Source organism: Kribbella sp. NPDC031520 (assembly GCF_055580825.1).
On the sequence record NZ_JBVIKS010000002.1, the window covers coordinates 195,594 to 220,081 of the forward strand.

A 24,488-nucleotide genomic window follows, 5' to 3' on the forward strand; every position below is an offset into this window, starting at 1 on the left:
CGCAGGTCAGGTGTGGGAAGGCGGGCGACTCACGTACGCCGTCTTGTCGTCCGGATCGAACCCGCAGCGCCGGTAGAACGCGTGCGTGGACTCGCGCCGTGACCCCGTCTGCAGCATCACCTTGTAGCAACCCGCGTCCCACGCCGCTTGCAGCGTCGCCCCCATGATCGCCTTTCCGAGCCCGGTTCCCCGGCGCCCGGTGTCGACCACGACGTTCTCGATGACGCCGTACGGAGCTCCGCCGCGGGTGAGGTTCGGGATCAGGTTGAGGTACGTCGTCGCGACGATCGCGGAGTCGTCCTCGAGGACGTACAGGTGCAGCCCCGGCCTGTCCAAGATGGTGGCGAAGACCTCGCTCGCTCCGGCGACGGGCGGGTCGGCAGGGTGCAGCTGGCGGTAGAGGTTAAGGATGCCGTCGAGGTCGCGGTCGTCAGCGGTGCGGAACTTCACGGCTGTCCCACGAGTAGACAGAACGGGTGGCCGGACGGGTCGGCGAGGACGTAGAGAGGCTCGTCTGCGTCGGCGGAGCGGTCGTACAGGACTGTGGCGCCCAGCTCCAAGGCGCGGACCCGGTGCCGTTCCAGCTCCTCCACGGACGGTACGGCGTAGTCGACGTGGAGTTGCATCGGTACGTCGGGGGACGGCCAGGTGGTCTTCTTCAGTTCGGTGACCTGCTGGATTGCGAGTTGGCGGTTGCCGGCGGCGTCCAGGAGGACGATCCAGTCATCGTCGTCGCCGGGACGGAAGCGTAGGCCCAGGAGATCGCGGTAGAAGGCGGCCAAAGCGGGCGCGTCGGTGGTGTCCACGACCGTGTGCATTCGGCGTGGATACGACAGCTCGAAGCGGACGATGACCAGTTCGTCTGACGGCTTGAGGTCGGGGTAGTAGCTGCTGAGGCCCGGGATCACGTCGTCCGCGCCCGCGAAGCCGTCCTCTCGGGCTTCCTCGTCGGTGACGGCGTCGACGCGCTTCGCGAGCGTCGACAGGATCCGGCCGGGCAGCCGGAGCTCCTCGTCGAACTCGAACACCAGGTCTGCCGGACCGACCTCGATCGGATCGTTGAAGCGCATCGTGATCCGCTTCGTACCGGCGCGCACCGCGTCGAGGTGGCTCGCGCGGAAGCGGAGTTCCTGGAGGCTCATGCCACCCGAGACTACGTGCTGCGGAACGAACGCCGGTACGCATTGGGCGGTACGCCGACCACGCGCTGGAAGTGGCGCCGCAACGTCGTCGCGGTCCCGAGACCGGTAGCGACCGCGACCTTCTCGATCCCGTCGTCGGTCGACTCCAGCAGCTGCTGGGCGCGCCGTACGCGCTGGGTCAGGAGCCACTGCAGCGGGGTCTGACCAGTGACCGCACGGAACTGCCGGCCCAGGTGGCGTGCGCTGGTACTCGCCTGTCTCGCCAGGTCGGTGACGGTCAGCGGCTCGTCGAGGCGTTCCTGCGCCCAGGCGAGCAGTTCGGTGAGCGAGTGGTCGCCGTTCACCTGGATCGGGGTCGAGACGAACTGCGCCTGACCTCCGGTGCGGTGCGGCGGTACGACCAGACGCCGGGCGACGGTGTTCGCGATCGTGGCGCCGTGGTCGAGGTGGATCAGGTGCAGGCAGAGGTCGACCGCGGCGGCCTTTCCGGCGGCGGTGAGGACGCTGCCGTTGTCGGTGTACAGGAGGTCCGGGTCGACCTCCGCCTGTGGATAGGCCGCTTGGAGGTCGGCGGTGTGTGCCCAGTGAGTGGTCGCCCGGCGACCTTCGAGTAACCCGGCCGCGCCGAGGACAAAGGCGCCGGTGCACAGGGAGGCGATGCGAGACCCAGACTCGTGGGCTGAGCGGACAGCGTCTACCAGGTCAGGTGGTGGCGGTTGGTCGGGGTCTACAAGGGCCGGGACGAGGACGGTGTCGGCGTGGGCCAGTTGGTCGAGGGCGTGCGACGGGTCGACGACGAACGGGCCGACCTGGGTGGGGCCGTCGCCACAAAGCCGTACGTCGTACCACTCGTCGACGCCGAGCGGCGGGTTGCCGAAGATCTCGTAGGCGATGCCCAGTTCGAAGTGCAGCAGGTGACCGGCGGTCGCCAGCGCGACGATGTGCATGTCCGAAAGTGTACGGATGGTGTCGTTCCGGACTCTCACGGCCTAGGGCGCCGGCGCCGGAGACTGGATGGCATGAACGCCATCGTCGTGTACGGCGCCACCGGTCACACCGGCCGGTTCGTCGTCGAAGAGCTCCTCCGCCAGAACCTTCCGGTCGCCGTCTCCGGCCGCAACGGGACCGCCCTCACGCAACAGTGGGGTCACCTCGACGTACGGCCTGCCGCCGTCGACGACCCGTACGCGCTGGACCGCGCGTTGAAGGACGCGGCCGCGGTCATCAACTGTGCAGGTCCGTTCGCGACGACGGCCGAGCCGCTGATCGAGGCGGCCGCGCGGCAGCGGATCCCGTACGTCGACGTCGCCGCGGAGATCGAGGCGAACGCGGCGACGCTCGCACGGCAGAGCAGCATCCCGGTCGTCCCAGCGATGGCGTTCTACGGCGGCCTCGGCGACCTCCTCGCTACTGCAATCGCCGAGGAACCGGCGCCGGTGCACGTCGCCTACGGGTTGAGCAGTTGGCACCCCACCCCCGGGACCCGCGTAGCCGGTCGGGTGTCGCACGATCGGCGCGCCGGGCGCCGGGTGCGGTACGCCGACGGCCGGTTGCAGTACCACGACGGCCCGCCGGTGCAGCAGGACTGGAACTTCCCGGAACCGCTCGGAAAGCGCCGGGTGATCGCGGAGTTCAGCATGGCCGACATCGTCACGATCCCCAGCCACCTCGCGGTACCCGAGGTACGTACCTACCTGACGCTCGAGGCCGCCGGCGACCTGGCGGACGCGGACACCCCGGCGCCACCGCGCGACTCCGACCAGACCTTCGTCGTCGACGTCCGGATCGGCGACCGGCGAGCCACGGCCACCGGGAACGACATCTACGCGATCTCGGCTCCGCTCGCGGTCGGCGCCGTACGGCGGATCCTGGCCGGCGAGACCCGCGCATCCGGGGTGGCGTCGGCGGGCGCGATGTTCGATGCGGTCGAGTTCCTCAAGGATTTACCACTCACGCTCGACCTGCCGTAAATCGGTTCCCTGCGGGAGAATGTTGGACCTCTGCTGACCGCCCGAACAGCCGGAGGACCGCCCGATGCCCAGGATCGCCCGCCGCACCCTCCTGCAAGCAACCGGAGCCCTCGCTCTGGGAACCACCGCCACCGCGTACGCGGACGACAGCATCGACTACAGCTCCCGCCGCACGTTCGACGACTGGGACCGCCTGTTCCAGCAGGGCGGTCCGGGGCAGCCCGACCAGCCGAACGACAACACCAACCGCGACGGCCGCTCCGGCATGCTCGCCTGGAGCCAGTCGTACGTCCTGCTCGGCCTGGTCCGGATGTACGAGACGTACCACGACACCTACTACCTCGACCGCCTGATCGACAACGTCGACCAGGTGCTGCAGGTCCGCGACAGCGCCCGCGGTGTCACCGACTACCGCGGCCTGTCGCTGCCGGCGTGGCGCGCCGACCACCCGTACACCACCGGCTACGCAACCCTTGCCGACAGCAACGGTCAGCCGCTGCTCGAGCTCCGCGAGGCGCTCTCGTACGCCGAGGACACGACAATCACCGTCACCGCCGGGGCCCGCCCCGACACGTTCACGGTCAAGCTCGTCAACACCTTCGTGAACCGTACGGTCACGCACACAGATCTGTCACTCGACCCCGCCAGCCCCGACTACGCCGTCGCCCGGATCTACGCGGCCGCACCCGGCCCGCTCCAGCTCACGGCCGTCGACCGGCGACCGGCTCCGCGCGCAGGCGACGTACCGCAGCTCGGCAGCTACCAGATGCACTGCAAGCCGGTGATCTTCGCCGTCCACACCGGCATGATCACGTACCCGATCGCGAGCTTCGTCCGGATCGTCGCAAGCTCGCCGGTACTGCGTCGCCGCTACTCGTGGAAGGCCGCGGAATACCTGCTGGCTTGCCGTGAGGCGGTTGCCGTCCACGACTGGGAGTACGACACCGACCACCTGATCTGGCCGAAGGGCCAGCCGCTGCCGTACGACGGCTGCGAGCAACCGATCAACCAGTCCGTCGGCCTCGGACAGACCCTCGTCGAACTCGCCCTCGTGACCGGCGACCGGACCTACCGGGACAAGGTCGCCGCGCTCGGCCGGATGCTCTCGGCTCAACTCAGCGTCGACGCCGGCGACGCGTACCAGTGGCACTACTGGCCGGCCGGCAGCCGCATCTACGAGGGCTTCACCAAGACCGGCGACCCAGCGACCGACCTGTCGATCTTCACCCCGTCCGGTGGTCCGGCGCGGCAGTTCGAGGACATCAGCCACGGCGCGATCGACGTCGAGTTCGCGGTCCGGGCGTTCCGCGCCAAGCTCGCGTTCACCGGCCACGACATGGCCCGCATCGCACGGACCTTCACCCAGAACGTTGCCTTCACCGACGCCGACGGACTCCCGAGCATCCACACCACCGTCGCTGGCGGCGCGGTCGGTGCGGCGTCTGTCGCCGCTCAGGCGCCACGCTGGATGCAGGCCGCACCCTGGGCCCCGCAGGTCCACGCGCACTGCCTGGCCCTCTACAACCGTTACCAGCCGACACCGGAGCGCGACGGACAGCAGGCGATCGGCTTCGGTTGGCTCCTCGCCAACGTCGCGTACCTGAACTGGGGATCTCGTACAGCGTAATCTCAGGTTCCGTGACATAGCCTGGAAGCGTGGAGGGGGAACCGCTGGTACGGCGGTCCGTGGGGATCGTGATCGCCGGATTGTTGCCGTGGGCATGGTTCGTGCTGCGTGACCGGCTCGGTGTGGTCACCGACGTGGTCGCGATCGCACTGCCGATGCTCGCCCTTGCCGTCGCGCTGGTGGTCGGTGTTTGGGGCCGTCGCCGGCGTGCTGCGGTCGCGTTCGCGGTGTCGACGCTGCTGGTCGGCATCGTCGCGACCGTCGTGCCGTGGATCCCGCACGGCACCAGGACCGTCGATGCGAGTCGCGCCGTACGGTTCGCCGAAGCGAACATCGGGGCCGGCGAGCTCGAAGGCGCCGACACGTTCATCAAACTGAACGCCGATGTACTCGTCGTGTCCGAGATCGGCTCGCCGCTGACCCACCGGCTGTCGCAGGCGTACCAGAACGTCGTCTCGTACTGGAACGGCCCGGCGATCGCGATCTTCAGCCACTGGCCGCTGACCGTCCTCGAACGCCCGGGCCCGGACCTGCCCGGCTTCGTGCTCCAGGTCCACGCGCCGTCCGGCGACTTCGACCTGATCGCGGTCCACGTACCGCGTCCGTGGTACACCTCGGGCGGATCGACGTACCAGCAGAAGAACCCCGGCCGGCCGTACGAGACGACCGTCGCCGGGCATCACCGGCTGATCGAGCAGGTCGCCGAGCGGGCCGCGAAACTCAGCGGGCCGGTCGTGGTCGCCGGCGACCTGAACACCACGGACCGTGGCCGCGACTACCGGATCCTCACCAAGCACCTGCACGACGCGATGCTGGACAGCTGGGGGCGGCCATCGCAGATCGGGAGATGGGCGACCCTGCTGGTCCGCATCGATCACGTGCTCGTGACACCCGGCTGGTGTTCGGACCACAACCACTACTACTCGATTCCCCGCTCGGACCATCATGGTCTCCTCACCACGATCGGACCGTGCACCTCATGACTGAACTCGAACAGCTGACCGAGACCCTCGACGGTTTGCGGGCCGGCGTGCTGAAGAAGCTGTCCGGCCTCAGCGATGCGGACGCACGCCGCAGTACCGTCGACTCCGGCACCAACATCGCGGGCCTGATCCAGCATCTGACGTTCGTGGAGGAGCTGTGGTTCGGCGAGGTTGTGCTCGGACGGAAAGTGCACGCCAAGCGCACGATGCTCGTCGATCCCGAGGTGTCGCTCAAGACCCTCCGCGCCGACTACAAGGCCGCCTGCGCGGCGTCCGACGAGATCATCGCCGAGCTCGGCAATCCCGACGCGCCGGTCACCCGCAACGGCAAGACCCGCAACCTGCGCTGGGTCATGCTGGCCGTGATCGGCGAGACGTCCCGGCACGCCGGCCACGCCGACATCATCCGCGAACAACTCGACGGCACCACCGGCCGCTGAGTGACTTCGCTTGGTCGAGATGGCAGGATTTCTGCTGTGAGTAGCGGGACGACGGATGCGCAGCGCCTGGAGGATCTGGCGCGGCTGCGGCGTGTGAAGGACCGGATCGACCGGGAGTACGCGCAGCCGCTGGACGTCGAGGCGCTCGCGCGGGGTGCGCACATGTCGGCGGGGCACCTGAGCCGGGAATTCAAGCGTGCTTACGGAGAGTCGCCGTACGGGTATCTGATGACGCGCCGGATCGAGCGGGCGATGATGCTGCTGCGGCGCGGCGGGATGAGCGTCACCGACGTGTGCTTCGAGGTCGGGTGCCAGTCGCTCGGCACGTTCAGCACCCGGTTCACCGAGCTGGTCGGGATGCCGCCGAGCGTCTACAAGGACGCCGCGGCCGATGCCACCGTCGGCATTCCGTCGTGTGTCGCGAAACAGGTCACGCGACCGATCAGGAATCGAGAAGCATCTCCGGCCTCCGGCACGTAGCGTGACCCCATGAGTTCTACGCCGAGTCTGAAGATCCTGAACAGTTTCCTGCCGCACACCGATCCCGAGGAGTCGCTGAAGTTCTACCGCGACCTGCTCGGCTTCGAGGTGCGGATGGACGTCGGGTACGAGGGGATGCGCTGGATCACGGTCGGCCCGCCCGGGCAGCCGGACACCTCGATCGTGCTCACCCCGCCGGCCGTGGACCCGGGGATCACCGAGGACGAGCGGCGGACCATCTTCGAGATGATGGCCAAGGGCACCTACGCCACCGTGGTGCTGCAGACCGATGACGTCGACGGGCTGTTCGACCGGCTTCAGGCCAGTGACGCCGAGGTGATCCAGGAGCCGGTGGACCAGCCGTACGGCGTCCGCGACTGCGCCTTCCGCGACCCGGCCGGCAACCACGTCCGGATCAACCAGGCCCGCTGAACGCTCGGGGAGAGGAAGCTATGAGCCGCGACGAGCATGTTGCCGACAGCCACGACATGATCCGGGTCACCGGCGCCCGGGTGAACAACCTCAAGGACGTCAGCGTCGAGATCCCGAAACGCCGGCTGACCGTGTTCACCGGGGTTTCCGGGTCGGGCAAGAGCTCGCTGGTGTTCGGCACCATCGCGGCCGAGTCGCAGCGGCTGATCAACGAGACGTACAGCGCGTTCGTGCAGGGCTTCATGCCGTCGCTCACGCGCCCGGAGGTCGACGTACTCGACGGCATCACCACCGCGATCATCGTCGACCAGGAGCGGATGGGGGCGAACCCGCGGTCCACCGTCGGTACGGCGACCGACGCGAACGCGATGCTCCGGATCCTGTTCAGCCGGATCGCTAAGCCGCACATCGGCCCGCCGACGGCGTACTCGTTCAACGTCCCCAAGCGCACCGCGACCGGCTCGATGACCGCCGACAAGGGCGCCGGGGAGCGGAAGGTCGTCCGCGAGGCCGTGTACGCCGGCGGCATGTGCCCGCGCTGCGAGGGCATGGGCTCGGTCACCGACTTCGACCTGACCGCGCTGTACGACGCCGAGAAGTCGCTGGCCGAGGGCGCGCTGACGATCCCCGGCTACAGCATGGACGGCTGGTACGGGCGGATCTTCCGCGGCTCCGGCTTCTTCAACATGGACAAGCCGATCAAGAAGTACACCAAGAAGGAGCTGCACGACCTCCTGCACAAGGAGCCGACCAAGATCAAGGTCGAGGGCATCAACCTCACCTACAACGGCATCATCCCGGCGATCCAGCGCTCGTTCCTGTCCAAGGACGTGGACGCGATGCAGCCGCACGTCCGGGCGTTCGTGGAGCGCGCGGTTACATTCACGACCTGCCCGGACTGCGACGGCACCCGGCTCAGCGCCGAGGCCCGGTCGTCGAAGATCGACGGCAAGAACATCGCGGACCTGACCGCGATGCAGATCACCGACCTGGCCGCCTGGATCCGCACCCTGAAGGAGCCGTCGGTCGCCCCGCTGCTGAAGGCGCTCGGCCATGCGCTCCAGTCGTTCGTCGACATCGGCCTCGGGTACCTGTCGCTCGACCGGCCGGCCGGGACGCTGTCAGGCGGCGAGGCGCAGCGGACCAAGATGATCCGGCACCTCGGGTCGTCGCTGACCGACGTGACGTACGTGTTCGACGAGCCGACCATCGGTCTGCACCCGCACGACATCCAGCGGATGAACGAACTGCTCCTGCAGCTGCGCGACAAGGGCAACACAGTCCTCGTCGTCGAGCACAAGCCGGAGACGATCGCGATCGCCGACCACGTCATCGACCTCGGCCCGGGCGCCGGGTCCGGTGGTGGCGAGGTGGTGTTCGAGGGAACGCTCGACAAACTGCGGACCAGTGGGACGCTGACCGGTCGGCACCTGGACGACCGTGCTTCCTTGAAGCCGTCTGTCCGGTCTGCTTCGGGTGCGTTGGAGGTACGCGGAGCCTCGTTGAACAACCTGCAGGACGTCGATGTCGACGTACCGCTCGGCGTGCTGACCGTCGTCACCGGGGTCGCGGGGTCCGGGAAGAGTTCGCTGATCCGCGGGTCGATCGCTGATCGGGAAGGCGTGGTGGCGATCGACCAGGGCGCGATTCGTGGATCGCGGCGGTCCAACCCGGCGACGTACACGGGTCTGCTCGAGCCGATCCGGAAGGCCTTCGCCAAGGAGAACGGTGTGAAGCCCGCGCTGTTCAGCGCGAACTCCGAGGGCGCGTGCCCGGCCTGCAAGGGCGCTGGTGTCGTCTACACCGAGCTGGGCGTGATGGCGACCGTCGAGCAGACGTGCGAGGAGTGCGAGGGGCGCCGGTTCCAGGCCGCCGTACTCGAGTACACGCTCGGCGGGAAGAACATCGCCGAGGTGCTCGCGATGCCGGTGGCGGAGGCGCTTCCGTTCTTCGCCGAGGGCGCCGCGAAGGTACCGGCCGCTGCGAAGATCATCGAACGGCTGGCCGATGTCGGCCTCGGGTACCTCTCTCTCGGTCAGCCACTGACCACGCTGTCCGGCGGCGAGCGTCAGCGGCTGAAGCTCGCGACCCACATGGGCGAGAAGGGCGGCATCCTTGTCCTCGACGAGCCCACGACCGGTCTGCACCTGGCCGACGTCGAGCAGCTCCTCGGTCTGCTCGACCGCCTGGTCGACTCGGGCAAGTCGGTCATCGTGATCGAGCACCACCAGGCGGTGATGGCACACGCCGACTGGATCATCGACCTCGGCCCGGGCGCCGGCCACGACGGCGGCAAGATCGTGTTCCAGGGCACCCCGGCCGACCTGATCAAGAAGCCGAAGACGCTGACCGGGAAGCACCTCGCGGAGTACGTCGCCAACTGATCAGGAATCGAGAAGCACCGGGTGGGGGCGCGGAAATAGCGTGGAGTCATCGAACCTCAGGGGCCGCGGCCCCGACCAACAGGAGATGACGAAATGACCAGCACGCAAGGTGTCCAGACGATCCTTCACCCGGTGACCGACCTCGAGAAGGCCAAGCCGGTGTACGCCGCCCTGCTCGGCGTCGACCCGGTCGCGGACTCGCCGTACTACGTCGGTTTCGAGGCCGCCGGCCAGCAGATCGGCCTGGTCCCGAACAGCGACATGACCTCGCCGGTCGCGCACTGGCACGTCACCGACATCGAGGACCGCATCAAGGCGATCGTCGAGGCCGGCGGCACCCTCAAGCAGGCCCCGCGCGACGTCTCCAACGGCCGCCTGGTGGCCCTCGTCACCGACCCCGACGGCAACGTCCTCGGCCTCCTCCAAGACCCGTCCTGACATGTGCAACCTCCCCGCCGAGATCCGGGCCGCCCTGTACGGCTCACCCGCGGAGGCCGACGTACCGGACGACGACTCGGCTGAAGCTGAGGAGGTCGAGGACGCCTGGCAGACTGTGTGAGCGCCGGCGGGTTGTAGCAGGCCGCCCCTGCAACAACCCGCCTCCCGTCGATCCAGGGGGAACTGATGCCGATTGAGCACGTGCTGTTCGATGCGGATGGGGTGTTGCAGGAGCTGCCGGGTGGGTGGTGTGCGGCGATGGAGCCTTACCTGGGGGAGCGGGCAGAGGAGTTCCTGCGCGAGACCTGGTCGGACGAGCTGCCGATGCTCGCGGGACGGGGCGACTACCTTCCGGTGCTGGCGGCGGCGCTGGAGCGGTACGGCGTACGTGAACCGGTGACCGAGGTGTACGACGCCGTGTGGAAGAACATCGTGCTGATCGAGGAGTCCCTCGACATCGTCCGCACCCTCCGGCGGAACGGGTACGGCGTACACCTGGGGACGAACCAGGAGGTGTACCGCGGCACGCACATGCGGACCACCCTCGGTTACGACGAACTCTTCGACGTCAGCTGCTACTCGTACGACCTCGGCGTCGCGAAACCCGACCCAGAATTCTTCACCCGAGCCGCATCCCGTATCGGCGCCGCCCCGAACACAATCCTCTTCATCGACGACACCCCCCGAAACGTTGACGCCGCCCACACCGCCGGCCTCAAAGCCGAACAATGGACCTTCACCCAAGGCCACACGATGCTCCACAAGACCTTCACCACCCACGGCGTGGACGCACGCATCACCGCCGGCTGAACGTACCCGGCGACCCGCGCTCTGCGGTTGACTGGTGGTTGTGGGTGGATATGAGGAGCGGAATCGGGTGGTTTGGGATGGGCGGCACAGTCGGTAGTTTGGTGGGGTGGCTGCGGAGCTGTGGGTGGGGGAGCCTCGGTGGGGGATCTGGGGGACGCCGGAGGAGGAGCTTCCTGTGTTGGGGGAGGTGGGCGGGAAGGACGTGGTCGACCTCGGGTGCGGTACGGGGTACGTCGGGGCTTGGGTGAGCCGCGCCGGTGGGCGGCCGGTAGGGGTTGATGTGTCGGCCGAGCAGCTGGCGACGGCCCGCGGGTTGCAGGAGGACTTCGGGCCGCGGTTCCCGTTGGTTCTTGCGGATGCGGAGCGGGCGCCGTTGCGGGACGACAGCTTCGACATCGTGATCAGTGAGTACGGTGCCAGCAGTTGGTGTGACCCGGCCCGTTGGATACCAGAGGCGGCGCGGCTGCTCCGACCGGGTGGCCGGCTGAGCTTCGTGCGCAACTCGACGCTGGTCGAACTCTGCACCCCACCGGACGCACCGGCCGCGACCCGCCGGCTCAGCCGCCCGTACGCCGACGTCGCCCGCATCGACCGCGCCGACGGTGGTACCCACTTCCAGCTACCGACCGGTCCGATGATCGCGGTACTCCGAGCCGCCGGGTTCGTCGTCGACGAGCTCGTCGAGTACGTCGTACCCGCCGGCTCCCGCTCCGAGTACGACTACGTGGCGCCCGAGTGGGCGTCCGTGTGGCCGTCTGTCGAAGTGTGGAAGGCGACCCTTCAGACGTAAGCCAAGGGAGTGGTTCGGGTGAGCGCGACGGTTCGGAGTGAGGCGTTCGGGCCGGACATCGCGATGAATCTGGCGCCTGATCTCGTGATTCGTCCGGCCTCGAGCGATCGCACCCAGCGCTCGGCGTACGGACCGAGCAGTGGCTGTCGCGGCAGCACGTGCATCGTGCGCAGGAGTTGCTGGAGACAACAGACCTGTCCATCGAGGAAATCGCACGGCACTGCGGGTTCGGTACGTCGATCGCGATGCGCCAGCATTTCGCAAAACACATCAAGACCTCACCGACCGCGTACCGGCGTACCTTCCCGCACCTACTGAACATTCTGGCCGCGCATGACGTCGTACTGATCGCTGCCGGAATCCTCGCCAAAGTTGAAGGAGCGCTAGGTGCCGAAGACCGACTACGACGAGTTCGCTGCGGCGTATTCCGCGGACAACGAGGTCAACCTGCTCAACGGCCACTACGAACGGCCGGCGATGCTGGACCTCGCCGGTGACGTGGAGGGTCGGCGCATCCTCGACGTCGGCTGCGGTTCCGGTCCGTTGGCGGCGGCGCTGCGCGACCGAGGCGCGATCATCAGCGGCTTCGACCTGAGTTCGGAAATGCTCGAACTGGCCCGTCGAAGGCTGGGCGACGACACCGACCTGACCGTGGCTGATCTGGCGGAGCCGCTCCAGTACGACGACGCCGCGTTCGACGATGTGGTCTGTTCCCTCGCCCTGCACTACCTGAAGGACTGGACCGAGCCGCTGGCCGAGCTGCGCCGCGTACTGAGGCCGGGCGGCCGCCTGATCCTGTCGCTGAACCATCCGTTCGTGTACACGGCGCTGAACCCCGACGGCGAGTACTTCGACGTCGCCGAGTTCTCGTTCGACGCCGAGCACGCCGGCCGGACGGTCGTGTACACGATCTGGCACCGGCCACTCCAGGCGATGTCCGACGCGTTCACAGCGGCGGGCTTCCGCATCGCGTCGATCAGCGAGCCGCCGATCGCTGCGGACACACCGGTCGAACTGCGTCCACAAGGTGTGGAGCACCCAGCACGGTTCATCAGCTTCATCTTCTTCGTACTCGAGGCGTGCTGAGGCTCGGCTTTGCCTCCTCCCGCCAGCTCCTCCAGAAAGAATCCAGCTAGACACGGGTTCTAGGCTTTTGGACATGGCTGAGGTTGTCGTCCCGTTGACCGTGCGCGACCTGACCGAGAATGATCTGCCGGCCCTCGGCTGGTACGGAACAGCCACGGATCTCGCCTCCGTCGCCGAAGCGATCCGGCGCGCCCGTCGCGGCGAGGTCGACTACCTGGCGGTCTGTCCGCCGTCTGGTCTGCCGGTTGCCGTCGGGGGAGCCGACTACACAAAACCACCCGGTGCGGCGACGATCTGGCAGCTGTCGGTCCAAGCTGAGCTGCGGTCCTGCGGAATCGGCACCATCCTGATCGAGGCCCTGGAGCAACGCATCCGCGCACGCGGCCTCCACTGGGCCGAGCTTGGCGTCGACGACAACCATGCGCGGCCGCTCGCGTTGTACGAGCGGTTGGGGTACGTGGTGAGCGGCAGTGAGCCCGGCGCCTGGGACCAGGAAGCCCCCGACGGATCCGTAAGCCGGTACGAAACGCAGATAACCCTGCTGCGCAAGGAATTGCACTGACGGGTGTCGACGGCTCAGCGGCGCACGCTAGGCCCGACCTCGCGTACCATCACGCAGTTCCCCAGCCCCTTGGGCCGGTCGTACCTGAAGCCCTCACGCTCGTACATCGATCGAGTGCCGTTGTAGAGGAACGACGAGTTCTTCTTCCGGACCCCTCCGGTGTCGTGCGGATAGCCCTCGACCAGACCGCCACCGGCCTCTGCGATCAACTCGACGGCCCCGCGTAGCGCGAACGCCGCCAAGCCCTGACGGCGAAGGCCGCGCTCGACCAGGATGCAGGTGATGCGGTAATCGGGCAGGCGCTCGGCCGTCGCGAGGTACTCCTTGCGGTGATGGATGTCAGGCAGTTCCTCGGGCGTTCCGTACTCCGCCCACGCAACGGCCCGGTCGCCGTCGTAGACCAGCGCCGCGTGGGCGATCCCGTCAGCCACCAGACGCTGCTTGAGCGCCCGCCTCGCCTCGGCGCTCTCGCCCTTCTCAGCGCAGTCGGGATGGAACTTCGTACACCAGCAGCCGGCGAACATACCGCCGTTCCGTTCGACGAGAGCCGCGAAGTCGTCGAACGTCTCCGACGTGAGCGCCTTGACGATGAAGTCGGACATGCCGACAACGTACGCCCGATTCCGGACGGTCTGCGTCCGCTAGTCGTGCGGGTTCGTCGGCTAGGCGGTTGCGGTCTGAACGGCGTACAGGATGTTCGTGAGGCTGGTGGTGTGGGCGAGCTTCAGGTCCGTGAGTTCGCTGGGTCGGAACCAGCGGAGATCGTCGTGTTCATCGGGTGCGGCGTTGACGGGTTCTCCGTCCCAGCGCGTGACGAGGAACCCGTGCATGTCGAGATTCGGATCGGCGACCGCCATCGGGATGGGGACGACGGGGTCGTGGACGCGGACGCCGAGTTCCTCGAAGCATTCCCGACGCACGGCATCCTGAGGCAACTCACCGGACTCCACATGCCCACCGACAAGATCCCAACAGTCCGGATAGTGCCGACGCGACGGGTGCCGATGCACCAGCAGCACTAGACCGTCCCGCACCAGCGCACCGACCGAGATCGAAACCCGAGCAACCATGTGCCGCACTCTAAGCGGCAACCAGCTCTCTCACCCCCGTGGGCGAGTGCGCGACTATGTTGTCTTCCGTGACGTCAGACGATTCTCACCCGACGGCGGAGACCAAGAGCGGCAGCGACTCGAGCCGGCCGTGGGCGGAGCTTGCTTCAGGCTACGAACAGGCGCGAGCTCGGGAGGACTCGCTGGATCGGCTGGTCGAGTGGCCTGCACAGCGGGAGCTGCTGGGCGATGTCGAGGGACTGTCGGTACTCGACGCCGGTTGCGGCAACGGAAGCAAGATCGCCGAACTGGTTCTCGACGGTGCAACCAGATCCGTGGGAGTCGATATCAGCGGCAACTTCATCACTCGGCTGCCGGCAGGCCTGGAACTTGTCCCGGGCGATCTCTCCGATCTGGCCTCGGTGCCGGGCCTGGCGCGGCGGCGGTTCGACCGGATCCTCTTCCTGCAGTCGTTCGGGTACGCCAAAGACCCGGTGCATGCGTTGCGGACGGCACGGACCATGCTGGCCGACGGTGGCTTCATTCTGCTGACCAGAACCCAGCCGATTCGCTATGCGATCGAACGGGCCGAACAGAACGGGACGTCGCTGGGGGAGGAGTACTTCTCGACCGACTCGTTCGACTTTCGCCATCGCGGCTGGAACGACGAGGTCGCCCTCACGAAGAAGCCGTACACGATGTCGGATCTGCTCAACGCCTTCAGCGCAGCAGGCCTGTGGATCGAACGTACGGTCGAGCCTCAACTGCCCGCCGACGCCGGCCGGCGTCACCCACACAAACAGTCCTGGATGAACAAACACCTCGGCATCCTGATGTTCAAACTCAGACCGCTACCCACACCCGTCCCATCCAGCTTGAATATGCAAGGCTGACGAAGGTGGAGCGCGTCTTTCCTGACGGTGCCGCCGACGAGCGCGGAGTGTTGACCGGGTTCCTCGATTGGCAACGAGCAACAGTGCATCGAAAGGTGGACGGCCTGCCGAACGTACTGGCCGCTCGCGCCCTGCTGGACACGTCTCCACGCATGACAATCGCCGGGGTCGTTTCGCATCTCCGGCAGACCGAACACGACTGGTTCAGTGGGAGCTTTCCCTCTCTTGCGGACGGGCCCTCCGCGCGGGACCAGGACGGAGGTTGGTCTACCGGTGGTTGCGGAATCGCCGACCTGCTGAGCAGCTACGACGCCGAGTGTGCACAGTCGAGGCGCATCGTTGCCCGACTGACTCTCGACACGATGCAGCACTTCACGCCACCACAGTTCGCCCCGGTATCGGTGCGATGGATCCTGACGCACATGATCGAGGAGACAGCCCGTCACCTCGGCCACTTGGACATCCTGCGTGAGCAACTCGACGGCGGGCGTGGGTACTGACGGCCGCAAGCTCGCGGAGGATCTCCAGCAGTACCGGCATGAGCTGATCCTGATGGTTAGGTTGGAGTCGTAGGCTCGTACCTCATGGCAGAGCCAACTCAGGTAGTCCGCATTCGAGACGCAGAACCTGGCGACGGCGATGCGCTTGCGGAGCTGCATGCCCGGTCGCGGGCTGTGTACTACGGTGCCGGTGGCTACGAGGTGGCGGTGATTCCTGACGAGAAGTACCGGGCGACGTGGCGCGAGATGGTGGTGGATGCTCGACTCGCCGTGCTGGTAGCTGTCATGGGCGACGAGATCGTCGGTGTGATCACGCTCGATGCCAACGGAGTGTTTCCGACGAACGCGCCTCACGAGACGCGCGTGCGACTCGTCGGGATTTTCGTCGAGCCGGGCCACTGGTCGAGCGGCGTGGGTAGCGCCCTGATGGCACGCTTCGTCTCCATCGCACGCCAGGCTGACGCCGTGGGCGAGGTGGATGTCTGGGAGCGGAACTCTCGTGCCATCCGGTTCTACGAGCGGCACGGCTGGACCCGGGACGGAACTTCGCGTCCGGGGCCGGCCGGGGCGGACTACGTCGGCTTCGTGCACTTGCCGTAGATCCGGGCAACGCTGCCTACTGTCCGGCCAGTTTGGCCACAGCTGGGGCGAGTGTGTCGGCGAAGTCGGCGCCGATGACGAAATAGGAGAAGCCAATCTCCTCGCGTCGTCGTTGAATCTCATCGGCGGCTGCCGCGGGATCACTCGGAAGGATGAGGAGCGAGTCGGCCGCACGGAGCGCCGCGGTGTCGAGGTTGGGCGCCGCCATGAACGGGGCGACACCGTCACCAACTGCGGAGACGTGCGCGGCGAGCTCGACGTCACGTTCGGCGGGAAAGTTGTGCACGCGGTTCGCGATCTCGCTCCGGTCAGTATCTGGCGCGAGTACGAACGTGATTGTGTCAGCGACTTCGAGCGCCAGCGCCTGCGACTTCGGTCCGCTCACCGCCATGACCACAGGCGTGTGCAGATCGGGGCCGTCAAACCTACGCAGCTCGGCCACGGTCTCGCGCATTCTCGAACGACGCTCAGCGGGGGAGACCGCGGGCAGCCCGATCTCGACTTCGATCCCAGGACGGCCGGCGCCGATACCCATTTCGAAGCGACCTTCCGTGAGTACCGAGAGTGAGTGGGCCTCCCATGCTGTGGTCAATGGTTCGCGCAGCGCCGACGCATAGACCCACGAACCGATCCGCAGGTCAGTGAGCGCGGCCGCGGTTGCCAACGTGGGGCCAAGAGTTGGTTGCCAGGTAGGAACGTCGGGCATGAGCAACGTTGAGTAACCGCTGTCGGCGATACGCCGCAGGCGCTCCCTCCACGTCGGCAAGTCCGACCTGACCGGGGCAACGACCCCAAAGCGGAACGGCCTGGTTGCTCGACTGGGCATCACGGTTCTCCTTGACTCGGGGGCCTTGTTCGGTCCGTTTCCCTATCGACGAACCGGTCAACCAGAATCCGACACCAGCAAGAAAAGTTCGACACATCGGGTCAGCGTGGGTGCTGGTCCAGGGCGCAGAGACTGCCAACAGCCGGTCCAACGAGTCTTGCCGCTTCCATAGATCAACTGGCAGGAACGGGAGTTGACGTGCCGGGAGTAGGCGGGCGCGAGGTATCACGGCACCACGCGCATCCTGCCCGGACAGGTTCGATGACCGGGGCGGCTAAGTAGGCGGAATGTCCCAGCCCGTCGGTAGCTGCGGCAGCGACCAGGTGGGATCGGGGGCGAAGTCGCAGTAGGTCCCGTCGAACGGGAACCTCCCTTCCTCGGCCAGTGCGATGACACGACGCCCCTCAGCGCGGGCGGCAACTGCGTGAGCGGCGGTCCAGTAGCCCGGGGCGTCGGTGAAAGCCGCGAAGTCGTCTTCGTCCTTCCAGCGCCAGGTTCGGTCAGGGTCGACGACGACGTCGAGGCCCATATCAGCGACATCTATGCCATGGCGCTGACCGTCGCTCCAGCGCGGTCCGCGGACCTCCAGGTTGACGTACCAGCCGGTGAAACCCTTCGCATGGAAGAACCACCACAACGAGTGCGCCGCACCGGCCGGATTCCAGATCAACACGCTGTTGTGCTTCCACAGGTCTGCCACCAGCGGGCGTGCCGCGACGACGTCGATCGGCTCCTCGCGTGTCGCCCGTCCTTGATCGTCAGCGCGGTGCCCGAATCCTGAACCCGCCGGGAGCCACAACAGTAGGCCGTTCTCGTCATCGCGTACGACGCGTGTGGCTTGTACCCAAGTAACGACGTGGCCGCGGCGCGACCGTCGCAGTACGACGTCGCCGCGGTTGTAGTGACCAGCTCGATTGTTCTCACGGTCCCACGCGTCAGCGATCACTCGATCGATCTTGTCATGGTGAATGGATTGGACGATTGATCGCCCGTAAGCGCCGTAGCCTCATTCCTCAAGACAGAGCCAACGCAAGTCGTCGGTGGATCAGAGCATCGGAGCTGGCACACTGGCTCGGCATGACCTCCGAGGCGCAGACCGCCGAGCAGCAACCTGACCACTACGACAGCTTCGCCGAGGCGTATGCGCGCGCGAACGAGAACGGCCTGTTCACCCGGTGGTACGCCCGGCCGGCGGTGCTCGACCTGCTGGGTGACGTCGCCGGGCGCCGGATCTTGGATGCCGGCTGCGGTTGGTCGTGGTGGTCAACCACCCGGTTATCCCTCCGGTGATGTACCCCGACGTCGACTACTTCGCGACCTCGCCGAACACGGAGGAGTACGACTTCGACGGCGTCTCCGCAACACTCACGATCTGGTACCGCTCGCTGAGCGCAATGTCGGAGTCGTTCACCGCTGCGGGCTTCAGGATTTCTGCGATCAGCGAGCCGCCGGTGTCACCGGACACGCCGCCTGAGCTGCTGCCCCCGAGCGACGCCACCCGCTTCATCGGGTTCATCTTCTTCACCCTTGAGGCATCTCCTACGATCGCACCTGAATCTGATCGCGCCGGCGTTGGGCCCGGAGCCGAGCCGCGCGCGTGCTGAAGACCGACTGGATCGCGGCAGACGAGAGCACTCGCCACGATCTGCCGACCCACGTCGGCGGTGGACCTGCTGACGGCGTGAGCGCAGTACTGAGGACGGTCAGGGGTGGGCATTCGGGTAGGTGACGGCTCGCAGGACCTTCGCCGGCGCGCCGGCCGCGACGGAGTACGACGGAATGTCCTGCGTGACAACGCTGTTGGCGCCGATCACGCACCTCTCGCCGATCGTCACCCCACTGGTCACGACCACGTTCGCGCCCAGCCAGACGTTGTCGCCGATCCGCGTCGGCCCCTTGGAATCGAACCCCTGCCACGGCACCGGCCGATCCGGATCGTCGAACCGATGATTGGCATCCGTCACGAAGCACCCGTTCGCCAGCATGCAATGGGATCCGATCTCCACCAGGTCGAGCGCCGCGACCATCACAGCGACGTTCAGGAACGTGCCTTCGCCGATCCGCACCTGCCCGTCGTCGCCTATGGTGATCCAGACGTTGGGCTCGAACATCGTGTTGGCGCCGACCTCGAGCCGCCCGTCCTGCAAAGCCTCCAGCACGTTCCCGTGCAACGGCCACCGCGCGAACGCCCCGCGCCGCATCAGCTCCCAGTTGACCCGCCCCCGGTTCCAAGGCAGCGAACTTCGCTGGTACCAAAGCCACTTCTGCACCCAGACTTTCAGCTGCCCACGAAGCTCCTCCACACGCGCCAGCCTACGCAGCAAGCGCTGGCTGACCTGGACATGGGCTGGTGACGTCTGCGTCAAAGCACGTGAGCGGATCGCGTTATGAGCCGTGGGTTCCCATTATTGGGCGCGGCTGGAGTCGAGGACTGACCTGAGGATGTTTTCCATCTCGTCGAGGCTGTCTTGCCGGCCGTCGAATCTGGTCATGTGGTCGCGTCCCGCCTTGTCAGCGAACGCAAGGCTCCACGTCAGGGTGGTCAGGCCATTGCTCTCTTGCAGTGCCATGGTCTCGACCGCCTCCGTGTCGGGCCAGCCGTTGAACAGCCACGTCTGCACAGTCCGGGTCGGGGGCTCGACCTCGAGGTAGGTCCCGCTGAACGAGAACACGTCTCCGTCTCCGGTCACGAAGGAAGAGCGGTAGTTCCCTCCGACCCGCAAGTCGATTGTGCACTCCGTCATCCGGTCCGGGGGAGTCGCACCCCACTTGCTCACATGCTCGGGCTTGGTCAACACGTCGAAGACGAGCGCGATCGGAGCGTCGAACTGTCGGGTGATGACAACCTCGAGCTCGTTCGGAAATGTGATGACTGCAGAACCATGCCGATCAGGTGTCACTGTCGTCTCCTTGTCGTTGCAGCTCCTGGAGGTAGTCCTCGAGCCGATCCAGCCGGTCGTTGATCACCCGTTCGTACTTGGCCACCCAGTCGTGCAAGGGCTGAAGATGCTCCGGGGCCAGGCGGTAGAGGCGGCGCCGGCCTTCGGCCCGGCATCTCACGAGTCCCACATCACCGAGCACCCGTAGATGCCTCGAGACCTGGGGCTGCGACAGCGAGACATCGCCGGCAATCGCCCCAACCGCCTTCTCGCCTGTGAGCAGCACATCGAGGATTGCGCGGCGGTGGACGTCACCGACTGCGTTGAAGACATCCGACGTTGTCGAGGCGCGGGCCACCACTCAAACATATCGCCATATGGATATATGTCAACGCTGCGGACGCCGAACGACGTTCCGTTGGACGACCGCCCATCGGCATGTTCGGGCGGGAGGTCCGCGACCAGACGGGTGCTGGGTGGCCTGCAGAAACAGCACGAAGACACGTTGAGACGAGTGATCTCAGCTGTTCCACTCGCCCAAGTTAAGCGCCGATAATGAACATTATGTCAACTATTAGTCTGCGCACCGCATCAGATGATCAGGTACGCAGCCACGGAACCACTACCCCGCCTAACGGCACCGACGGCACCCCGAGTCGTGGCGCCGGCTTCCGGAGGGGCGAGTTCGGTTGGTGTGGCCTCGGGCCGCCGAGTGCAGGAGTTTGCGGCTCGGCCCATGACGTCGTGCACTCGGCGGCCGGGCGGGTCAGGGCTCGACTACGACGTCGCCGACCATGCCCATGTCGTCATGGATGGCGCAGATGTAGTGGAACGTGCCCGTGGTGGTGAAGGTGACCTTGAACGGCGTTCCCGGCGTGAGGACGCCGCTGTTCAGATCCCCACCGGCGTAGTGGGTCGGGTCGCCGGACGGGACAAGGATCGCGAGTCCGGGTGGCTCATGTCCGAAGGTCACGGTGTGCGGTGCGCCTGGCCCAGCCACGAAGAACGACACGGTGTGGCCAACATGCACCACGAGGTGGTCACGTACGAACCGCATCACTCCGAAGCCTTCTCCCTCCACCGCGACCTGCACAGTGGAGCCGGTGGTGGCTTGGGCCTGCCGGGCCTCGCGCCACGCGGTGCGACCGGCGAAGAGTTTGGCGTGGGCTTGTTGCGTGCCCACCCGATCGTAGTCCTGCTGGGTGAACGGGTAGGCAGTGCCGGCGGGACGGACGTGCACTGTGCCGGTCATCATCAGGCCGTGCAGGAGGCAGTAGTAGGTGAAGTCGCCCGTCTTGGTGAAGGTCAGGTGATACGTGGCCGCGGGGTTCGTGAAGACGAAGATCGGCTGGGTGGCCATGATGCCGGAGTTGAGGTAGCCGGTGCCGTCGTGGACCGATGAACCCTGGCGGTTGGTCTGGGACGGGTCGAACGGGTTGAACTCTGGCAATGCCGTCCCCGGCGCGAGGAAGGTGACGGTGTGCGGCTCGGCGCTGTTGGATGTCCACTGGACCGTGTCGCCTGCATTGACCCAGACGTTCTTGGGAAGGAATGCCATGGCGGTCACCGCCATGTCCGGTGTCTCCGCGCCGACCCGGACATGCCACGTGACTGGTCTGGCAGTGGCCGCCGAGGCGCTTGAACCCGCGGCGACAGGCACGATAACGGCGCAGATGGAGACGACGGCCATGACAAGCCGACGCCCAACGGGTTTACCGAACATGGGACACTCCTAACGCTGGGCTTACGGTCACGGTCCCGGCCGCTTCGGAGAGTTGCTGCGCACGTCAATGCCCCCTTGATGCGTCGGGCAAAGCCATCCGCCCCCAGGCCTGGACCGACATATGGAGAGTCCATCGCCCGAGTCCCGACCGTCAAGAGGTCGACGGCTGGAGGCACGCACACTCGGACGGGGACGAGAAGCGGCGCCGAGCCGGAGAGTCCGTAGCACCCGCTCGGCTCCCTCCGGCCGGTCATCGAGCGACCTACAGACACCGGAATACGCACGACCTTTATACGCAGAGTGTCCGGTACGAGTCTGCGTATCGCAGCTCCTTCGTCCGAGGCGTTGCGTTGACCGCCTGAACCCGAACCGATGAGAGGGAGCAACCGCGCGGTCCGGCCAGGAGCTGAGAGTCCGGTGTCTATACCTTGCTCGCGACCACCATGTAGTTCTCGGCCTCAGGATCGAACGTGCTCAGTTCCGTCCGGAGTCCGGCCCGGTGCAGCTCGACTTCGAGTTCCTCGTACCGGTAGGGCCAGCAGGACAGCAGTTCTGAGCGGACAAGAACCAACCCAGTCGGATCAACTTGCGCGATCGCAATCTCGATGTGGTGCTCCTCCTCCCAATGCGGCGCAATCTCCCAGCGGTAGACCACGACGGCATCGCGACCGTTCCGCCGGACGAGTCGGTCTCTGATGTCGAGCCGGGAACCTCTCGCCCTCACGAGTTCCCAAGTGCGGGATGTGAGTACCAAGCGCCCGCCAGGGCGCAGAAGGCGTGACATCGACTCCAGAGCAGCACCCCTGCCTGTCACGCCCGCAGCATGGTGAAGCGAGTTGCCAACGCAGAACACCATGTCGAACGTGTCGTCCTCGAAATGGTCGGGCAACTCTTCCCAGTTCGCCCGCACGGCCCGGACGGATGCCCCGTACTCCTCAGACAACTCTGCAGTCCGACGAACCATCGCTTCGTTGGCGTCAGTTGCGACAACCTGCATGCCGAGACCGGCGAGGCCGACCGCCAACTGTCCGGTTCCGCACGAACAGTCGAGGACGTGAGCGTTCGACGGCAGGAGACTGAGGACGTCATCGAACGACGCAGCGAACTCGGCTGGAGGCAACTTTGCGTCTGAGATGAGCCATTCGTACACCTCGGCAAGCACGTCATAATCCGTCACAACCACGACCTCCGTCACGCGGCAGACTCACGGTGGGACGTCAGTCCATCAGCGGAGCGAGCCGGACACGAGTGGTTTTCGCAAGGACAACCCGTCCGCGCATGCCCGCTGCGTGCCGCATCAGATGAATCGCTCGGAGCGCTCTCCCGCACGTACGGGGAGCTCGCGCCGTACGCGCACCACCCTCAGCCTGACGTACGCCGAGCGCCGCATCGCTCGACTGCTTTCCGGTCATAGCCATTTAGACGGAACTCGTCTGGTAGTTCGTCGCTGTTGTTGACATTCGTTCGTGTGGGTTAGCAGGATGGGGTTTGGCGTCGGCCGGCGCCTAGCCTTTGAGGACCTGCCCCAGCGAGGTCTTCAAGCGGGCGAAGGGGAATCCGCCCTCAAGGCCAATGTTGGTGTCCAAGCCTGTATCGAGTGTCGCGTCGCTGGGGGACGAAGACATGTCGAGGAGGCTTGTCATGACCAAGCAGGGCAGTTTCAAACGCGCCGTCCGCGAGCGGGCCCGCGAGACCGGGCAGCGGTACACCCAAGCACTCGCCGATCTGGAGCAGATCAACAGATCACCGTTCGCACGCACTCGCCCGTTCGAGCGCTACGACCTCAAGACCCACCTCTAGTCGCGGTACGGGATTCGGATCAGCTCGCTGGCACCGATCGACGACGACCCAGCTACGCGGCCCCATGGTTCGTGGCCGGGCCACTACCCGTCGACGTTGTTTGTCCGGCGGGAGGACGGTCCGCCATGGATCGCCCGGGTGTTCTCGTCGCCGGCAGACCAGCTCGCTCGTGTCGAAGGCGACGCGGAGATCCTGCGGTTCTTGGCTGCGCACGACTTTCCCGCTGAACGGATCGCGCACGATGATCCGGTGTCGACGTTCGAGGACAGCGGGGTGATCGTGACCCGGTTCATCGACGGCGGACGCCCGACCGACGAGTACGGTCGTGACAAATCCGCGGAGATCGCGCGTGAACTGGGCACCTTGCTGGGGCGGCTGCACGCACTCCCCCTGGCCGACGGCGCGGTCGCCAGAGACGGCGGCGCGGAGGAAGCCGACGGCGGCTTCTACGTGGGCCGGCCGAAACAGGATCTGGCCGCGGCGATGAGCTTTCTGGCCAGCGTCGAGGACAAAGTGACCCGCGACGGTATGGAGAAGTTCGAATGGCTGCGCGATCAGGTCGAGAACGCTGACGACGCCGAAGGGCTGCCCGAAGCGCTCACCCACAGCAACTACCATCTGTGGGCCGCCGTCGGAGTCCCCGGCGCGCTCACGATCGTAGGCTGGGCCGGCTCCGGGCGCGGGCCGCGACTGCCCGCTCTCGCCTGGCTCCTGAGGACCACAGCGGAAGGCAATCCGGACAACATCGACGCCGTTCTGCGCGGCTACCGCGAGTATGTCCAGCTCAGCGACGATGAGCTCGAACGGCTCCCCCAGATCCTCAACATGCGAGCACTCTGGTTGGCCTGCCTCGATTTCCAGATGACGGTGAACAACGGCGACACGCCAACCATCAACGAAGGTTGGCTGCACCCCGGAAGCACCGAATACGCCGAACAACTGGCGGCGCGGGCCGTCGCGGCGTTGCGCCGGTGAGACTGGACCGATGTGTCGGATCTCGGTCATCTGCGGCGACAGATGACCGAGTTCGGACTTGCCTCTCCCCCGGGCCTCGACACGAATCCCGCTCTGGGA

At 66.5% G+C, this 24,488-nt stretch carries 31 protein-coding genes and 1 pseudogene; 19 read left to right on the plus strand and 13 right to left on the minus strand.

Annotation, left to right across the window (positions count from 1 at the left end; translation table 11 throughout):
- Positions 1-6: 6 nt before the first annotated feature.
- The 3 genes from ACZ5BU_RS09460 to ACZ5BU_RS09470 are packed head-to-tail and all read right to left on the minus strand — an operon-like array spanning position 7 to position 2,089.
- Positions 7-450 carry a GNAT family N-acetyltransferase gene (locus ACZ5BU_RS09460; RefSeq protein ID WP_465697069.1) on the minus strand — a complete coding sequence of 148 codons (444 nt, stop codon included), beginning with the start codon at positions 448-450 and terminating at the stop codon, positions 7-9.
- Positions 447-1,142 carry a VOC family protein gene (locus ACZ5BU_RS09465; RefSeq protein WP_465697071.1) on the minus strand — a complete coding sequence of 232 codons (696 nt, stop codon included), beginning with the start codon at positions 1,140-1,142 and terminating at the stop codon, positions 447-449. The genes ACZ5BU_RS09460 and ACZ5BU_RS09465 overlap by 4 nt, the downstream gene beginning before the upstream one ends.
- Positions 1,143-1,153: 11 nt before the next feature.
- A complete protein-coding gene (locus ACZ5BU_RS09470) occupies positions 1,154-2,089 on the minus strand; it encodes a GlxA family transcriptional regulator (protein ID WP_465697073.1) in 936 nt (311 codons plus the stop codon).
- A 72-nt stretch (positions 2,090-2,161) separates the two neighbouring features.
- On the opposite strand from ACZ5BU_RS09470, the gene ACZ5BU_RS09475 reads away from it, so the two are divergent.
- From ACZ5BU_RS09475 to ACZ5BU_RS09535, 13 genes and pseudogenes are all read left to right on the plus strand, one after another.
- Positions 2,162-3,112: a saccharopine dehydrogenase NADP-binding domain-containing protein gene (locus ACZ5BU_RS09475; protein ID WP_465697075.1), complete on the plus strand. Its 951-nt coding sequence runs from the start codon at positions 2,162-2,164 to the stop codon at positions 3,110-3,112.
- A 64-nt stretch (positions 3,113-3,176) separates the two neighbouring features.
- Positions 3,177-4,739 (plus strand): hypothetical protein, encoded by a 1,563-nt coding sequence (locus tag ACZ5BU_RS09480; RefSeq protein WP_465697077.1) that lies wholly within the window; start codon positions 3,177-3,179, stop codon positions 4,737-4,739.
- Between the two features lie 29 nt (positions 4,740-4,768).
- Positions 4,769-5,722 carry an endonuclease/exonuclease/phosphatase family protein gene (locus tag ACZ5BU_RS09485; protein ID WP_465697079.1) on the plus strand — a complete coding sequence of 318 codons (954 nt, stop codon included), beginning with the start codon at positions 4,769-4,771 and terminating at the stop codon, positions 5,720-5,722.
- A complete protein-coding gene (locus ACZ5BU_RS09490; protein ID WP_465697081.1) occupies positions 5,719-6,162 on the plus strand; it encodes a DinB family protein in 444 nt (147 codons plus the stop codon). Before ACZ5BU_RS09485 ends, ACZ5BU_RS09490 begins: the two co-directional genes overlap by 4 nt.
- A gap of 36 nt (positions 6,163-6,198) precedes the next feature.
- Positions 6,199-6,642, plus strand: coding sequence for a helix-turn-helix transcriptional regulator (locus tag ACZ5BU_RS09495; protein WP_141860760.1), 444 nt, complete (start codon positions 6,199-6,201; stop codon positions 6,640-6,642).
- A gap of 9 nt (positions 6,643-6,651) precedes the next feature.
- Positions 6,652-7,074, plus strand: coding sequence for a VOC family protein (locus tag ACZ5BU_RS09500; RefSeq protein ID WP_465697084.1), 423 nt, complete (start codon positions 6,652-6,654; stop codon positions 7,072-7,074).
- Positions 7,075-7,094: 20 nt separating this feature from the next.
- The gene (locus ACZ5BU_RS09505; protein ID WP_465697086.1) at positions 7,095-9,458 is read left to right on the plus strand and encodes an ATP-binding cassette domain-containing protein; all 2,364 of its coding nucleotides are present in this window, start codon (positions 7,095-7,097) and stop codon (positions 9,456-9,458) included.
- A 93-nt stretch (positions 9,459-9,551) separates the two neighbouring features.
- On the plus strand, positions 9,552-9,896 hold the full coding sequence (locus tag ACZ5BU_RS09510) for a VOC family protein (RefSeq protein ID WP_465697088.1): 345 nt from the start codon (positions 9,552-9,554) through the stop codon (positions 9,894-9,896).
- Positions 9,897-10,082: 186 nt separating this feature from the next.
- Complete coding sequence (locus ACZ5BU_RS09515) at positions 10,083-10,706, plus strand: HAD family hydrolase (protein WP_465697090.1); 624 nt, start codon at positions 10,083-10,085, stop codon at positions 10,704-10,706.
- A gap of 175 nt (positions 10,707-10,881) precedes the next feature.
- Positions 10,882-11,496, plus strand: coding sequence for a class I SAM-dependent methyltransferase (locus ACZ5BU_RS09520; RefSeq protein WP_465697092.1), 615 nt, complete (start codon positions 10,882-10,884; stop codon positions 11,494-11,496).
- Positions 11,497-11,627: 131 nt separating this feature from the next.
- A pseudogene (locus ACZ5BU_RS09525) lies at positions 11,628-11,993 on the plus strand (helix-turn-helix domain-containing protein); the annotation flags it as partial.
- A complete protein-coding gene (locus ACZ5BU_RS09530) occupies positions 11,884-12,582 on the plus strand; it encodes a class I SAM-dependent methyltransferase (RefSeq protein ID WP_465697094.1) in 699 nt (232 codons plus the stop codon). The pseudogene ACZ5BU_RS09525 and the gene ACZ5BU_RS09530, both read left to right, overlap by 110 nt.
- A gap of 73 nt (positions 12,583-12,655) precedes the next feature.
- A complete protein-coding gene (locus ACZ5BU_RS09535) occupies positions 12,656-13,144 on the plus strand; it encodes a GNAT family N-acetyltransferase (RefSeq protein ID WP_465697096.1) in 489 nt (162 codons plus the stop codon).
- A gap of 14 nt (positions 13,145-13,158) precedes the next feature.
- Here the strand turns inward: ACZ5BU_RS09535 and ACZ5BU_RS09540 are convergent, their stop codons facing one another.
- Entirely contained in the window at positions 13,159-13,746 is a 588-nt protein-coding gene (locus ACZ5BU_RS09540) for a GNAT family N-acetyltransferase (protein WP_465697098.1), read from the minus strand.
- Positions 13,747-13,806: 60 nt separating this feature from the next.
- Entirely contained in the window at positions 13,807-14,214 is a 408-nt protein-coding gene (locus tag ACZ5BU_RS09545; RefSeq protein WP_465697100.1) for an NUDIX domain-containing protein, read from the minus strand.
- A 38-nt stretch (positions 14,215-14,252) separates the two neighbouring features.
- On the opposite strand from ACZ5BU_RS09545, the gene ACZ5BU_RS09550 reads away from it, so the two are divergent.
- The 3 genes from ACZ5BU_RS09550 to ACZ5BU_RS09560 all read left to right on the plus strand — a co-directional run bounded on the left by ACZ5BU_RS09550 (position 14,253) and on the right by ACZ5BU_RS09560 (position 16,186).
- On the plus strand, positions 14,253-15,086 hold the full coding sequence (locus ACZ5BU_RS09550) for a class I SAM-dependent methyltransferase (protein ID WP_465697102.1): 834 nt from the start codon (positions 14,253-14,255) through the stop codon (positions 15,084-15,086).
- Between the two features lie 47 nt (positions 15,087-15,133).
- Positions 15,134-15,586 (plus strand): DinB family protein, encoded by a 453-nt coding sequence (locus ACZ5BU_RS09555; RefSeq protein WP_465699226.1) that lies wholly within the window; start codon positions 15,134-15,136, stop codon positions 15,584-15,586.
- Between the two features lie 84 nt (positions 15,587-15,670).
- Positions 15,671-16,186, plus strand: coding sequence for a GNAT family N-acetyltransferase (locus tag ACZ5BU_RS09560; protein WP_465697104.1), 516 nt, complete (start codon positions 15,671-15,673; stop codon positions 16,184-16,186).
- A gap of 16 nt (positions 16,187-16,202) precedes the next feature.
- Here ACZ5BU_RS09560 and ACZ5BU_RS09565 read toward each other — a convergent pair whose 3' ends face one another.
- Positions 16,203-17,012: an LLM class flavin-dependent oxidoreductase gene (locus tag ACZ5BU_RS09565; RefSeq protein ID WP_465697106.1), complete on the minus strand. Its 810-nt coding sequence runs from the start codon at positions 17,010-17,012 to the stop codon at positions 16,203-16,205.
- 274 nt (positions 17,013-17,286) lie between these two features.
- Entirely contained in the window at positions 17,287-17,958 is a 672-nt protein-coding gene (locus ACZ5BU_RS09570; protein ID WP_465697108.1) for a ribonuclease FAU-1 family protein, read from the minus strand.
- Between the two features lie 131 nt (positions 17,959-18,089).
- Here ACZ5BU_RS09570 and ACZ5BU_RS09575 point away from each other — a divergent pair, with 131 nt between their 5' ends.
- Positions 18,090-18,302, plus strand: coding sequence for a hypothetical protein (locus ACZ5BU_RS09575; protein ID WP_465697110.1), 213 nt, complete (start codon positions 18,090-18,092; stop codon positions 18,300-18,302).
- A gap of 16 nt (positions 18,303-18,318) precedes the next feature.
- Here ACZ5BU_RS09575 and ACZ5BU_RS09580 read toward each other — a convergent pair whose 3' ends face one another.
- The 6 genes from ACZ5BU_RS09580 to ACZ5BU_RS09605 all read right to left on the minus strand — a co-directional run bounded on the left by ACZ5BU_RS09580 (position 18,319) and on the right by ACZ5BU_RS09605 (position 22,809).
- The gene (locus ACZ5BU_RS09580) at positions 18,319-18,528 is read right to left on the minus strand and encodes a hypothetical protein (protein WP_465697112.1); all 210 of its coding nucleotides are present in this window, start codon (positions 18,526-18,528) and stop codon (positions 18,319-18,321) included.
- Between the two features lie 187 nt (positions 18,529-18,715).
- On the minus strand, positions 18,716-19,315 hold the full coding sequence (locus ACZ5BU_RS09585; RefSeq protein ID WP_465697114.1) for an acyltransferase: 600 nt from the start codon (positions 19,313-19,315) through the stop codon (positions 18,716-18,718).
- A 102-nt stretch (positions 19,316-19,417) separates the two neighbouring features.
- Entirely contained in the window at positions 19,418-19,912 is a 495-nt protein-coding gene (locus ACZ5BU_RS09590) for an SRPBCC domain-containing protein (RefSeq protein WP_465697116.1), read from the minus strand.
- Positions 19,902-20,249, minus strand: coding sequence for an ArsR/SmtB family transcription factor (locus ACZ5BU_RS09595; RefSeq protein ID WP_465697118.1), 348 nt, complete (start codon positions 20,247-20,249; stop codon positions 19,902-19,904). Before ACZ5BU_RS09595 ends, ACZ5BU_RS09590 begins: the two co-directional genes overlap by 11 nt.
- Positions 20,250-20,657: 408 nt before the next feature.
- Positions 20,658-21,614 (minus strand): cupredoxin domain-containing protein, encoded by a 957-nt coding sequence (locus ACZ5BU_RS09600; protein WP_465697120.1) that lies wholly within the window; start codon positions 21,612-21,614, stop codon positions 20,658-20,660.
- A 421-nt stretch (positions 21,615-22,035) separates the two neighbouring features.
- Complete coding sequence (locus ACZ5BU_RS09605) at positions 22,036-22,809, minus strand: class I SAM-dependent methyltransferase (RefSeq protein ID WP_465697122.1); 774 nt, start codon at positions 22,807-22,809, stop codon at positions 22,036-22,038.
- 446 nt (positions 22,810-23,255) lie between these two features.
- On the opposite strand from ACZ5BU_RS09605, the gene ACZ5BU_RS09610 reads away from it, so the two are divergent.
- Positions 23,256-23,414 carry a hypothetical protein gene (locus ACZ5BU_RS09610; RefSeq protein ID WP_465697124.1) on the plus strand — a complete coding sequence of 53 codons (159 nt, stop codon included), beginning with the start codon at positions 23,256-23,258 and terminating at the stop codon, positions 23,412-23,414.
- 96 nt (positions 23,415-23,510) lie between these two features.
- Entirely contained in the window at positions 23,511-24,389 is an 879-nt protein-coding gene (locus ACZ5BU_RS09615; protein ID WP_465697126.1) for a phosphotransferase enzyme family protein, read from the plus strand.
- Positions 24,390-24,488: the final 99 nt, after the last annotated feature.